Source organism: Indolivaga alginatilytica, from assembly GCF_003201355.1.
Lineage (GTDB): Bacteria > Bacteroidota > Bacteroidia > Bacteroidales > Dysgonomonadaceae > Dysgonomonas_A > Dysgonomonas_A alginatilytica.
Map to the genome: position 1 here is coordinate 32,890 of NZ_QICL01000005.1, position 13,336 is coordinate 46,225.

11 protein-coding genes are annotated in these 13,336 nt (G+C 36.8%); all 11 read left to right on the forward strand.

Going from position 1 to position 13,336, the window contains the following annotated elements; all coding sequences use genetic code 11:
- The first annotated feature begins 239 nt into the window (after window positions 1-239).
- The 11 genes from rhaD to CLV62_RS06295 all read left to right on the forward strand — a co-directional run bounded on the left by rhaD (window position 240) and on the right by CLV62_RS06295 (window position 13,334).
- The gene (gene rhaD / locus CLV62_RS06245) at window positions 240-1,049 is read left to right on the forward strand and encodes a rhamnulose-1-phosphate aldolase (RefSeq protein ID WP_110309928.1); all 810 of its coding nucleotides are present in this window, start codon (window positions 240-242) and stop codon (window positions 1,047-1,049) included.
- A gap of 322 nt (window positions 1,050-1,371) precedes the next feature.
- Window positions 1,372-2,673 carry a glycoside hydrolase family 88/105 protein gene (locus CLV62_RS06250; protein WP_110309929.1) on the forward strand — a complete coding sequence of 434 codons (1,302 nt, stop codon included), beginning with the start codon at window positions 1,372-1,374 and terminating at the stop codon, window positions 2,671-2,673.
- 53 nt (window positions 2,674-2,726) lie between these two features.
- Complete coding sequence (locus CLV62_RS06255; protein ID WP_110309930.1) at window positions 2,727-3,629, forward strand: AraC family transcriptional regulator; 903 nt, start codon at window positions 2,727-2,729, stop codon at window positions 3,627-3,629.
- A 228-nt stretch (window positions 3,630-3,857) separates the two neighbouring features.
- Window positions 3,858-4,838 carry a lipoate--protein ligase gene (locus CLV62_RS06260; protein ID WP_110309931.1) on the forward strand — a complete coding sequence of 327 codons (981 nt, stop codon included), beginning with the start codon at window positions 3,858-3,860 and terminating at the stop codon, window positions 4,836-4,838.
- A gap of 51 nt (window positions 4,839-4,889) precedes the next feature.
- Window positions 4,890-5,981, forward strand: coding sequence for a glycine cleavage system aminomethyltransferase GcvT (gene gcvT / locus CLV62_RS06265; RefSeq protein WP_110309932.1), 1,092 nt, complete (start codon window positions 4,890-4,892; stop codon window positions 5,979-5,981).
- A gap of 35 nt (window positions 5,982-6,016) precedes the next feature.
- Window positions 6,017-6,394 (forward strand): glycine cleavage system protein GcvH, encoded by a 378-nt coding sequence (gene gcvH, locus CLV62_RS06270; RefSeq protein WP_110309933.1) that lies wholly within the window; start codon window positions 6,017-6,019, stop codon window positions 6,392-6,394.
- Window positions 6,395-6,452: 58 nt separating this feature from the next.
- Window positions 6,453-7,790, forward strand: coding sequence for an aminomethyl-transferring glycine dehydrogenase subunit GcvPA (gene gcvPA, locus CLV62_RS06275; RefSeq protein ID WP_110309934.1), 1,338 nt, complete (start codon window positions 6,453-6,455; stop codon window positions 7,788-7,790).
- A gap of 3 nt (window positions 7,791-7,793) precedes the next feature.
- Window positions 7,794-9,248, forward strand: coding sequence for an aminomethyl-transferring glycine dehydrogenase subunit GcvPB (gene gcvPB, locus CLV62_RS06280; RefSeq protein ID WP_110309935.1), 1,455 nt, complete (start codon window positions 7,794-7,796; stop codon window positions 9,246-9,248).
- A gap of 455 nt (window positions 9,249-9,703) precedes the next feature.
- Complete coding sequence (gene lpdA / locus CLV62_RS06285) at window positions 9,704-11,059, forward strand: dihydrolipoyl dehydrogenase (protein ID WP_110309936.1); 1,356 nt, start codon at window positions 9,704-9,706, stop codon at window positions 11,057-11,059.
- An 18-nt stretch (window positions 11,060-11,077) separates the two neighbouring features.
- Complete coding sequence (locus tag CLV62_RS06290) at window positions 11,078-11,824, forward strand: lipoate--protein ligase family protein (RefSeq protein WP_110309937.1); 747 nt, start codon at window positions 11,078-11,080, stop codon at window positions 11,822-11,824.
- Window positions 11,825-12,011: 187 nt separating this feature from the next.
- Entirely contained in the window at window positions 12,012-13,334 is a 1,323-nt protein-coding gene (locus tag CLV62_RS06295; protein ID WP_110309938.1) for a dihydrolipoamide acetyltransferase family protein, read from the forward strand.
- The last annotated feature ends 2 nt before the right edge of the window (window positions 13,335-13,336 follow it).

Genomic DNA, 13,336 nt, shown 5'->3' on the forward strand with positions numbered 1-13,336 from the left:
CTGCTGGTCCTTATATCATCTATCATTGTAGTAGCTATGGCTCAGTCCTGAAAATAGCAAAGAGACCTCACCCCGACCCTCTCCTACTGAGAGGGAGAAAGATAAGAAGGAGCTTGAAATTAGGCGTTAGCGGTAGAGAAAACATTCTACTCCCTCTCTGTAGGAGAGGGTTGGGGTGAGGTACCTTACAACTTAGCGTTTATTAAAATACGTTGCTTTTAAAATTAAATTACAATAAAATGAAATCAATATTGGATAATCGTCCTGAACTTGCTAAGAAAGTATGGGAAGTTGCAGAAGTTGCAGGCTATCTTTGGCAAAAAGGATGGGCTGAACGTAATGGGGGAAATATCACTATAAACATCACTGATCTGGTTGATGATGAAATCAGAAATATGAAACCAATCAGTGAAAAATATGTGATTGGTAAGGTTCTCCCCAATTTAAAAGGTTGTTATTTCTTTTGTAAAGGAACCAACATGCGTATGCGTGATTTGGCTCGCTGGCCTATGGAGAATGGTGCTGTAATCCGTATTGGAGACGATTGTAACAGTTATGAAATTATAGCGGACAATCCTGTTCGCCCGACATCGGAGTTGCCATCGCATCTGTCCATGCACGATTATATGATCGGTAGTGGTTCTAACTATAAGGCTGCACTACATACGCATCCAATAGATTTGATAGCGATGACACATCATGCACCTTTCTTAGAAAAAGATAAGCTGACTTATCTTCTGTGGAGTATGATACCCGAGACAAGAGCTTTCTGCCCCAAAGGATTAGGTATTATACCTTATTTAATGCCTAGTTCTATTGAGCTGGCTGAGGCTACAGTAAAAGCATTAGCAGATTACGATGTTGTGATGTGGGAGAAGCATGGCGTATGCTCTGTGAGTGAAAACATAATGGAAGCATTCGATATGGTTGATACTCTTTCGAAATCGGCACAAATATATATGACAGCCAAATCGATGGGTTTTGAACCCGAAGGAACTTCGATGGCAGATATGCAAGCATTGAAAGAGGCTTTCAATTTACCCAAATAAGGTTTTATCTATCAATAAAATAATTGCGAGTTATGAGATATCAGAGAATAAATAAATGGGTCTTGTAACTCGCAACTAATAAAAGTGACACTAATAAAAGAGAAAAATAAACTTAAACAAAAAGTGTCACTTTTGTTACTTTTGTAACCTTTTAATTCGTTATTCGTTGAAATATAGAGGTTTAATGGAAGCCGAAAAAGTGACAGTTTTATGGACTTATTTGTAACCTTATTGATTACTTTTTGTAACTGATGATACTTTATTGTAGAATTGTTTCGATCACAGATTAGTAATTAGTACTAAATTTTTAAAAGTTAACCTTATGTATCTAAAACCAATACTAGTTGCCTTTGCGCTTTTTACGACAATAGCAACTTATTCTCAGGCTACTCAATCGGCAGATAAAATAGCAGTAGCTATTGCCGATAGAATTATATCGGAGACACCTTATACTTTTGTCAATACAAAGACAGAGCAAACCTATACCAGTCTTAAGAATGTTCCATTCTCGATGGATATTAAAGTGCAGAATGAGTATAATGACTGGCATTATACAAATGGTGTTTTGAACATCGCTTTGCTGGAGCTTGCAGACAAAGTAAAGACCAAGAAGTACGAAGATTATGTTTTCAAGAATATGAACTTCGTTTTTGATGAAAACAATCTCGGTTTCTTTAAGAAACAATATGATAAAGCATTTAGCGAAGGAGGCTGGAGAGCTATTCGCAGGCTGACATGGCATATGATATTCAGAGCCAAAAGACTGGATGATAACGGGCCAATGGGAGCAAGTCTGATTGAACTTCAAATGCGTAAACCCAACAGTGCATTCCTCAATTATATAAATGAGACTAACGATCACCTGATGTATGCGGAACCTCGTCTTGATGATGGCACGATAGCGCGTCTGTGGCCGCACGAAAATACAATATGGGCAGATGATTTATTCATGGGGGTTGCCTTTCTTTGCCGTATGGGTAAAATGACAGGTGATGTGAAATATTTTGATGATGCAGCTAATCAGGTTTTGAATTATACAAAATACCTGTGGCATCCCGAAAAACAAATCTATTATCATTGCTACCATACAGATACCGATGAGCATGGTGTTGCACATTGGTCGAGAGCCAATGGTTGGATTTTAATGGCACAAGCCGACCTGTTGACTATGTTGCCGAAAAATCATCCGAAGAGACAAGCTCTGATCGAAAACTTTAAACAACAAGTGAGCGGAGTAGCCCGTTATCAAGGAAAAAATGGTTTGTGGTATCAAATATTGGATAAAACGGATTCGTACGAAGAGATAACCGGAACCGCTATGTTTGTCTTTGGTATTGCCCGGGGAGTAAGAGAAGGTTGGATACATAAAGATTTTATTTATGTTGCAGAGCAGGGTTTGAAGGGTATGATGACAAAAATGACTGACGAGGGCGATGTTACTGCTATTTGTGTAGGAACGGGTATTATGCCCTCATTATCATTCTATTATAATCGAAAGACACAAGAGAATGCCCCTATGGGAGAGGGACCCGTGTTGCGCGCTTTAGTCGAAATGTCGGATGCAATCAAATATTCTGAGATATCAGCAGATGATCAGTATGATAAGATTGTGATAAAAAAATAATACCTTTAAGAGCTTGATTCATTGTTGTATCGAGCTCTTAATCTTATATACCTATGATACGCCTTAATGATTTTGGTGTTAACTTTAAATACTTACTCGTTAGCGAGCGGGATAAGCAATTTGGTCTATGGGTCAATACCGTAGGATTCCAGCCTATCCAGAAAGGTGGAAAATACCCCTTAACAAATCACCCCTCAGATTACTTCTTTAATACAGCCAAAGGGCGGGTTCTTCGAGAATACCAGTTACTTTATATTACTAAAGGAGAAGGCTTTTTCGAGTCTGATTCCACAAAGAAAAGAAAGGTGGAAAAGGGCTGTCTTATAATGCTTTTCCCTAATCAATGGCATACTTATAGCCCACTTCTTGATAGTGGATGGAACGAGTATTATATTGGTTTTGAAGGACCTATGATAGATAATCTGGTTCAGGCATCTTTTTTTACAAAAGAGAACCCTGTGTTAGAAGTCGGATTTCAAGATAATCTGGTGAACCTCTTCTCTCGCGCTATTGAGACGGCTAAAGAGGATAAAATTGCTACTCAGCAATATCTTGCCGGACTTGTATTGCATATACTGGGGAAGGTACTGTCTGTCTCGAAAAATATAGTAACCGAAAATGCCGAAATATATCAGAAAATAGAGCGGGCAAAAATTATCATGTCCGAGAATATCTATAAAGATGTTGCACCGCAGCAAATAGCCGAAAAGCTGAATGTCAGCTATTCATGGTTTCGCAAGGTCTTTAAAAATTATACGGGATATGCCCCCACTCAATATTTTCAGGAGCTAAAGATCAATCAGGCAAAACATCTTCTGGCTGAAACATCTCAATCGGTCAAAGAGATTGCATTTGAGTTGAACTATAACTCAACAGAACATTTCTTTTCTATCTTCAAGAAGAAAACAGGATTTACTCCTATTGCTTATAGAAATTATCAACGGGGTATAGGCTAATTTTAATGTTACAATCTCTTTTTTTATCATAAATAAGGTTTCTCTTTCAGTTTCTTTATCTTAACAAAGAAATTGAAAGATTGTCATGTTGTTTTGATTTCTCAAATTCTACAAATTATCTCTCCTTAGACATCCTGTTCTGATATATTTACTTTTATAAATGTGATATCTAAAAACTTTGTGTAAATTTATAATTTCGGAAAATTAGTAAACAAGATTCTATTTAATATGATATATATAGCCTTACCGGAAGACAAAATAAGACGCTTATCCTTTTATTTATCCATGGAAGAGTATGTTGCTCGCTTCCTTGATGAAGAGGAATGTTTTTTTATGTGGCAAGTAAATCCAACAGTTATTTTTGGTCGAAATCAGTTGATGGAGAACGAGGTAAATTTGGATTATGTAAAAGCAAACGGAATTGAAACTTATCGTCGTAAATCGGGTGGAGGATGTGTATATGCCGATTTTAGTAATATAATGTTTTCATATATTACCAAAGATTTTAATGTAAGCTTTACTTTTAGTAAATATCTGCAAAGAGTTTCTCATACATTGCAGCAATTGGGAATAAACGCTGTTGCTTCGGGCAGAAACGATATTACGATAGATGAAAAGAAAGTATCGGGAAATGCTTTTTATCGGGCATCGGGCAAGAGCATCGTGCATGGTACCATGCTATTTAATACCGATCTGGAAAAGCTTGTCTTGTCGATAACTCCCAATAATCAGAAATTAATTTCTAAGGGTATCGAGTCTGTAAGGAAGAGGGTAACAAACCTCTCGGAACATTTTGATATGGATATTGAAGCTTTTAAGACTTTTGTTAGAACTCATCTCTGTGATAGTGAGCGAATGCTTACCGAGGAAGAAATAGTAAAGATTGAAGAAATAGAAAAAGAATATCTGAGTGAGGAGTTTATTTTTGGTAATAACCCACGTTATACACTAATAAAGAAAGATTATAACGAAGCTGGTGAGATAGAAATTCGATTAGAAATCAAAAATAATATAATCAAGGATATTAATATTGTAGGAGATTATTTTCTTATTGGAGATATTGGTGGTATATTTAAATTGTTGATAAATACACCTTATGATAGAGAATCTGTAACTAAGATTCTTCAGGACATAAAGATGGAGGATTATATTTTCAACTTGCACAAAGACCACTTTATAAATACCTTGTTTAACGAAAAAGCAAATTAGAATATAATTCTAAATGTATTTCTTGAACTTAAATTATAAACCGATATATAAATGGAAACACTTAAAACTTGCTTACACGACAAGCATCTCGCTTTAGGCGCAAAGATGATGCCTTTCGGAGGGTTTGATATGCCTATCGAATATACTTCTATTGTAGAAGAGCACAATGCAGTTCGCCATGCTGCCGGTATCTTTGATGTGTCTCACATGGGTGAAATACTGATTAAAGGCGAAGACAGTGAAAGATATATAAACCACATTTTTACAAATAATATTTCGAGAGCAGCCATAGGGAAAATCTTCTATGGTATGATGTTGTATCCAACAGGCGGTGTTGTAGAAGATTTATTGGTGTATAAAAAAGCGGATAAGGAATTTTTTCTTGTTGTAAATGCTGCTAATATTGCCAAGGATTACGAATGGATGATAGAAAATAGCAAAGGCTATAATGTTGAGATCATCAATCAATCCGACTATTATGGAGAAGTTGCCGTACAAGGTCCCAAAGCGTTTGAAACAATCGAGAAATATATAGGTATTGAGGTAAATGATCTTGAATTCTACACATTCAAAGAATTGCAATATGAGGGTGAAACTATCATTGTTTCGAGAACCGGATATACGGGCGAAGATGGTTTCGAATTATACGGAAGTCACAACTTTATAAACAAAACATGGGACTTACTCGTTCAATCAAAAGAAGTTCTTCCTTGTGGTTTGGGATGTCGCGATACACTTCGTTTCGAGGTGGGGCTTCCTCTCTATGGTCATGAACTCGATCAGGATATCACACCGCTGGAAGCAGGTCTTGGTTCTTTTGTAAAACTAGATAAAGAAGAATTTATAGGAAAAGACGCTATCCTCAAGCAAAAAGCTGAGGGTGTAAAACGAAAAATAGTTGGTATTGAATTAGTTGATAAAGCAATACCCCGAAGTGGCTATGATGTAGAAATAAATGGTCAAAAGATCGGATATGTTACCACCGGATACAATTCTATCTCTACCGGAAAAAGCGTTTGTTTGGCTCTGATCGACAGTGAATATGCCGCTCTGGGTACAGATGTAGATGTTCGTATTCGCAAAAAGGAATTTAAAGGTCAGGTTGTGAAAAAGCGATTCTACGAAAAGAATTATAAAAAATAAATCATCATATATATTAATATAAAAAACATAGAGAAATGAGTAAAGTTGTTGAAGGTCTGTATTACACAGAATCGCATGAGTGGGTGAAAGTTGAAGGAGAATTTGCTTATATCGGTATAACTGATTTTGCACAACATCAATTGGGAAATATCGTTTATGTGGATATTCCCGAAGTAGGTGATGAAATAAAGCAAGAGGAAGAATTTGGTGCAGTTGAAAGTGTAAAAGCGGCAAGTGACCTACTTTCTCCTGTAAGTGGAACAATTGTAGAAGTAAATGAAAAACTGTCGGACGAACCCGAATTAATCAATAAAAATGCATTTGATAGTTGGATTCTAAAAGTAAAACTATCTGATGCCAGCGAACTAAATAGCCTCATGGATAGCAAAGCCTATGCGGAAATTTGTGAGTAAGACTGTTTTTCTAATAAAAAATAATAAAAAGGTCTTAGACCTTAAAACCTAACAAGCTATGTATAAATACTTCCCACATACAGATGCTGATATAGAACAAATGCTGAAACGAATCTCGGTAAAATCAGTAGATGATTTGTTTGCCGAGATTCCAGACAGTGTGGTTCTTAAAAAGGAATATGATCTGCCGGTTTCCAAATCGGAAATTGAGATTAGAAAATATTTCGAAAACCTTGGAAACAAGAATAAGAAGCTGACTGTTTTTGCCGGAGCTGGAGCATACGATCATTATGCCCCGTCTGTAATTGGCCCATTAATCTCCCGTTCCGAATTTTTGACAGCATATACACCTTACCAACCTGAGATAGCTCAGGGTACTTTGCAATATATATTTGAGTATCAAAGTATGATTTGCGAACTTACGGGTATGGAATGTACCAATGCCTCGATGTATGACGGACCCACTGCTACCGCCGAAGCCATGTTTATGGTGGTGGCAAGTGCCAAAAAGAAAAATACGGTTCTTGTTTCGCAAACTGTAAATCCTAATATACTTAAGGTTGTAAAAACCTATGCCAAATATAGAGGTATAAATATAGAGGAAATAGCAGAGAAAGACGGATGTACCGATAAAGCAGATATGGAGAGCAAGCTATCTTCGGGCGATGTTGCAGGTGTAATTGTGAGTAGTCCCAATTACTATGGAATCATCGAAGACTATACCGGATATAGTGATGCCATTCATGCTGCTAAGGCTCTTTTTGTAATGAATACCGATCCATCTGCTTTGGCTGTGCTGAAATCGCCGGCAGAGTGGGGAGCAGACATTGCTTGTGGTGATGGACAATCTTTGGGGATGCCTCTCAATTTTGGAGGGTCATACATTGGTTTCCTAGCCAGCAAAAAAGATCTGGTACGCAAATTACCCGGACGTATAGCCGGAGCTACTACCGATGTGGATGGAAAGCGTGCTTTTGTATTAACATTACAAGCTCGTGAACAACATATACGTCGCGAGAAAGCAAACAGTAATATCTGTTCCAATCAATCGTTGATGGCATTGTATGTTACAATTTATATGTCGTTGATGGGTAAAGAAGGTCTTCGTGATGTTAATAAACTATCTTATAGTGGTGCCCACTATTTATACGATCAGTTGTTGGCAACAGGTAAATTTAAAGCTGCATTTGAGAAGCCATTCTTAAAAGAATTTGCGGTGAAAACTTCTTTAAATATAGATGCATTAAGTAAGAAATTACTTGATCATGGTATTCTGGGAGGCATTCAATTAGGCAAATATAAAAATGGAATGGATGATTGCCTGCTTTTCTGTGTGACAGAAAAACGGAGTAAAGAAGAAATTGATCAATTGGTTTCATTAATAAAGGAGGTATAGGTCATGAAATATTACGACAAATTAATATTTGAAATCTCGAAAGAGGGACGTCACGGCTATACTCTGCCCGAAAATCAATTGGTAAAATATTCAATTGAAGACATTCCTTCTACTCTCTTAAGAGAAGAAAAAGCTCAATTGCCCGAAGCAAGCGAATTAGATGTGGTTCGTCATTATACCAATGTTTCTAATAAGAACTTTGGTGTAGAAACCGGCTTCTATCCTTTGGGTTCATGTACTATGAAATATAATCCTAAGATAAACGATGAGATAGCCAGTATGCCTGCTTTTTCTTCTTTGCATCCGCTTCAATCTGACGAAACGGTACAAGGAGCCTTAGAGGTATATTATAACTTGGCTCGTTCATTATCCGAAATATCGGGGTTAGCAGAATATACATTGAATCCGTTTGCAGGTTCGCATGGAGAATTAGTAGGTCTGATGATTATGCGTCAGTATCATATTAAAAGAGGTGACTTGAAGCGTACAAAAGTAATTGTACCCGATAGTGCTCATGGTACTAACCCTGCAAGTGCAGCCGTTTGCGGACTGGAAATTGTTGAGGTGCATTCTAATGAAAAAGGAACGATCAGCGTTGAGGATTTAAAACCCTTATTGGATGATACCATTGCAGGAATCATGATGACGAATCCTAATACATTGGGTATTTTTGAAACTGAAATTTTAGAAATAGCCGATCTTATTCATGAAGCAGGAGGATTGCTTTATTATGATGGTGCAAATCTTAATCCGCTGTTAGGAAAATGCCGCCCCGGTGATATGGGATTCGATATTATGCATATCAATCTACATAAAACTTTTTCTACACCTCATGGTGGAGGAGGTCCCGGAAGTGGTCCGGTAGGTGTATCTAAAGCATTGGTCGATTTTCTACCCAATCCTCGTGTAAAGAAAGATGGAGATCGTTATTATCTTGATAATGGAGATGACTCCTTAGGTAGTATATCTGGTTTCTTAGGTAACTTCTCGGTATATATACGAGCCTATACCTATATTCTTTCCTTAGGAAAAAATAACTTGAAAAATGTAGGACAGTTGGCAACCCTTAATGCAAATTATATCAAAGAATCTTTAAGACAATATTACTATTTACCAATTGAAGGTATTTGTAAACATGAATTTGTTTTCGATGGTTTACTTGATAAATCGACAGGGGTAACGACCTTAGATATTGCCAAACGATTGCTCGATTATGGTTTTCATGCACCAACTATTTATTTCCCGTTATTGTTCACTCAATCTATAATGATTGAACCAACGGAAACAGAATCGTTGGATACATTAAATGCATTTATCGAGGTCATGAAAACGGTGGCTATTGAAGCCAAGGAAGATCCAGATACTGTTAAAAATGCTCCTTACACAACACCTGTCAGGAGATTAGATGAAACTACAGCAGCCAAAAAGCCGATGCTTATTTATAAAGATCTGCTTTAATCTATATTGATGGTTAATGATTGATTTGCGATTTCTATTGATAATTTCTATCAGTCATTAACCATTCTATGAAACATTTGTTATACAAGGTGCCTAATGCTTTGGTAAGTATCATAACTAAAGTCTATTATGATTGGATAATATAGTAATCATTCTGTTGCTGTATTTGCTATTTTTTCAGAAGAACAACACAACTCAAAATACTTACACAAGGTAAGAACTAAACATTTCTATTATTGTTCTATATTGCAGTGCTGTATAATGTAACAGCAAGTATTTAATACAACATTTCTTAATTATAACTATCAGTTGTATTTTGTACTTACCAAAGTAATAAACAGGTCTGCGACCTTGTTTATTGTTAAATTATTCAGCTTACATTAGTTTGTATAACACTTAGGATAATAATAATAGACCTGTAATCTTATTATTGTTAACTATATCTCAAATTTATTATGGAATACGATATTGCTATTATTGGAGGAGGACCGGCAGGATATAATGCTGCTGAAAAGGCTGTTGCAGGAGGTTTAAAAACCGTCTTGTTTGAGAAAAAATCTCTAGGAGGAGTTTGTCTTAACGAGGGATGTATCCCAACGAAGACATTACTGTATTCAGCGAAAATCTTGGATAATATTAAAGGAGCATCCAAATACGGAGTTTCCGTTGAGGGTAACGCAGGTTTCGACCTGGGTAAAATTATTGGTCGTAAAGACAAAGTTGTAAAGCAATTGACGCTAGGAGTTAAGATGAAACTAACCGGAGCGGGTGTAACTATTGTAGAAGGTGAAGCTTCTATAAAAGGCGAAGCCAGTGGTAGTATTCAGATTACATCTGGTGGGCAAACTTACTCGGTAAAGTACGTTTTAGTTTGTACAGGTTCTGATACAGTAATTCCTCCAATTAAAGGACTTTCTGAAATTAGCTACTGGACATCTAAAGAAGCTCTTGATATCAAAGAACTTCCAGCTTCATTGGCTATTATTGGTGGAGGTGTTATCGGTATTGAGTTTGCATCCTTCTTCAACAGTATGGGTGTAAAAGTAAGCGTTATCGAAATGATGCCCGAGATTTTAGGAGCTATGGATAAAGAAACCTCTGCTCTGCTTAGAAAAGACTATGCAAAGAGAGGTATTGACTTTTATCTGAATACCAAAGTTGTCGAAGTTTCGGCAACAGAAGTTACTATCGAAAAAGATGGTAAATCGCAAAAAGTAAAGACTGATAAAATACTAGTGAGTGTAGGACGAAAAGCCAATATCGCGAACGTAGGTTTAGAAAGTCTTAAAGTTGAACTTCTGAAAAACGGAGTAAAAGTAAACGAATATATGCAAACTTCTCATCCACGTGTGTATGCTTGTGGTGATATCACAGGCTATTCGATGTTAGCTCATACAGCTATCCGTGAGGGCGAAGTGGCAATTAATCATATCTTAGGTATTGATGATGTAATGAGTTACAAAGCTATTCCTGGGGTAGTATACACTAATCCGGAATTAGCAGGAGCGGGTAAAACTGAAGAAGAGCTTAAAGCAGCAGGAATACCTTATAGTGTTCTTAAACTGCCAATGGCTTATTCGGGACGTTTCTTAGCCGAAAATGAAGGTGGTAGTGGATTATGTAAACTTATTGTAAACGGAGACGATCAGATAATAGGATGTCATATGCTGGGTAATCCTGCATCGGAACTTATTATTTTGGCAACGGTAGCTATCGAAAAAGGCTACACCGTTGAAGAATTCCAAAAGATAGTATTCCCTCACCCAACAGTGAGCGAAATTATCCGTGAAACTTTATTTGCTAAATCCTGAACCTGAGAAAACGATTCTATGCTTTGTATTAACAACACATTTACTGATGCATATTTTAATATTGCAGCAGAAGAATACCTACTGAAAAATTTTTCGGACGATATTTTTATGGTCTGGCAAAACGAACCATCCATTATTCTTGGTAAACATCAGGATGTATGGGCGGAAGTCAATATCGATTTCGTGCGCGACAAACATATAAAGGTTGTCCGTCGTTATTCGGGAGGTGGTGCCGTTTACCATGATTTAGGTAATATTAATGTAACTTTTATTGAACGTAGTAATAATCTTGATTTTGATAAGTATACCAACTTAACGTTGGATATTTTATCAAGAATGGGAGTTAATGCACAAGCCGATAAGCGTCGTGGGCTCAATATTGATGGGCTAAAGATTTCAGGAAGCGCTCAATCTATACATAAGAATAGGGTAATGTATCATGCTACATTGCTCTATTCTTCTAACTTAGAATATCTTACTACTTCTTTGGAAAGTCACAACGAGCAGCCCGAGAACAATTCAAATATACAATCTAAGATATATGTAAGGTCTGTAAAAAGTCCTGTTACTAATATTAGTCAGCATTTGGCTAATCCTTTAGCAATAGAGGATTTAAAGGCGTTAATATTGAATGATTTTATAGATAATAATTCAGAAAATAAACAATATAAATTCACAGAAGAAGATATAAAGGCTATTTCGCTACTGAAAGATGCAAAATATGCTACCGAAGTATGGAACTTTAATGAGGCTTCTCATAGATAAGTTCTAATACTGATTAGTTTTCTGTAAGTTGCATACAGATAGAATGTTACGGAGGTGTGACATTGTTTAGTGCATTTTGCTATCTCCAGATGTCAACATTCTATGCCAAAAATGCGTTATATTGTTAAATATATGTACACCATACAATAATTGAAACCTATACGTATGTGTTTTTAAATTAATAGTTATGCCAACATTTGAAATAAAAATGCCCAAGTTGGGCGAAAGTATTACTGAGGGAGTTATTATCTCTTGGTCTGTAAAAGTAGGAGACACCATCGAAGAAGATGATGTTCTTTTTGAGGTAAATACTGCTAAAGTAAGCGCCGAGATTCCTTCGCCCGTAGCTGGTAAAATTTTAGAAATCCTTTTTCAAGAAGGAGATACTGTACCCGTAGGAACAGTTGTAGCGAAAGTAGAGTTAGAAGGCGAAGATGCTGGCGATTCAGCAGCGAGTCCTGCACAAGAAACTCCAAAAGCAAGCGAAGCTCAAGCAGCACCAGAGAAAAAAGAAGCTTCAGCTACTGAAGTTGCAGCTCCTGCTAAAAAGAACAAAGAAGAAGGTCGATGGTATTCGCCTGTTGTAACTCAATTGGCAAAAGAAGCCAAAATATCTCAAGATGAACTTGATAAAATAGCCGGAACAGGTTATGAAGGTCGTCTAAGCAAAAAAGATATTACAAAATATATTGATCAGACTAAAAATGGTGTTGTTCCAACTCCGGGAGCAGCTAAACCTGCCGCAAGTGCTGCGCCAACACAAAGCGCACCAGCTGCAGCTCCTGCACCAAAACCAGCTATTCCGGTAGCAGAAGGAGACAAAGTAATACCAATGGATTTTGTAGGTAAGATTGTTGCCGACAGAATGGTAGAATCTGTAAGAACATCTCCACACGTTACTACTATTGTAGAAGTAGATGTAACTAAGCTTGTAAAATGGCGTACTAAAAATAAAGATGCATTCCAAAAACGTGAAGGTATAAGTTTAACTTATCTACCAGCTATCACAGAAGCTGTAGCTAAGGCTTTAATTGATTTCCCAAGAATCAACTCTTCGTTGGATGGTTACAATATTATTGAGAAAAAACGTATCAATATTGGTATAGCTGTATCGTTGCCTGATGGAAACTTAATTGTACCGGTAATTAAAGATGCTGATAAGATGAATCTTACAGGATTGGCTACAAGTATTGATGCTTTAGCTCTCAAAGCTCGTAATAATAAACTATCGGGTGATGATATACAAGGTGGAACATTTACTATAACCAACTTTGGTTCGTTCAAGAATATTATCGGAACACCTATTATCAATCAGCCTGAAGTTGCAATTTTAGGAGCTGGTATTATCGAAAAGAAACCTGCTGTTATTTCAACTCCTGATGGAGATGTAATCGCTATTCGTCATAAGATGTACCTGTCTCTTTCATACGATCACCGTGTAATCAATGGAGCATTGGGTGGAGCATTTGTTAGACGTATTGCTGATTATTTAGAAAATTGGGAAGCTTGATT

Coding starts and splice junctions, on each gene's coding strand:
- CLV62_RS06295 (WP_110309938.1), top strand. CDS start 12,012: ATGCCAACATTTGAAATAAAAATGCCCAAGTTGGGCGAAAGTATTACT.
- gcvH (WP_110309933.1), top strand. CDS start 6,017: ATGAGTAAAGTTGTTGAAGGTCTGTATTACACAGAATCGCATGAGTGG.
- CLV62_RS06290 (WP_110309937.1), top strand. CDS start 11,078: ATGCTTTGTATTAACAACACATTTACTGATGCATATTTTAATATTGCA.
- rhaD (WP_110309928.1), top strand. CDS start 240: ATGAAATCAATATTGGATAATCGTCCTGAACTTGCTAAGAAAGTATGG.
- gcvPB (WP_110309935.1), top strand. CDS start 7,794: ATGAAATATTACGACAAATTAATATTTGAAATCTCGAAAGAGGGACGT.
- CLV62_RS06255 (WP_110309930.1), top strand. CDS start 2,727: ATGATACGCCTTAATGATTTTGGTGTTAACTTTAAATACTTACTCGTT.
- CLV62_RS06260 (WP_110309931.1), top strand. CDS start 3,858: ATGATATATATAGCCTTACCGGAAGACAAAATAAGACGCTTATCCTTT.
- CLV62_RS06250 (WP_110309929.1), top strand. CDS start 1,372: ATGTATCTAAAACCAATACTAGTTGCCTTTGCGCTTTTTACGACAATA.
- gcvT (WP_110309932.1), top strand. CDS start 4,890: ATGGAAACACTTAAAACTTGCTTACACGACAAGCATCTCGCTTTAGGC.
- lpdA (WP_110309936.1), top strand. CDS start 9,704: ATGGAATACGATATTGCTATTATTGGAGGAGGACCGGCAGGATATAAT.
- gcvPA (WP_110309934.1), top strand. CDS start 6,453: ATGTATAAATACTTCCCACATACAGATGCTGATATAGAACAAATGCTG.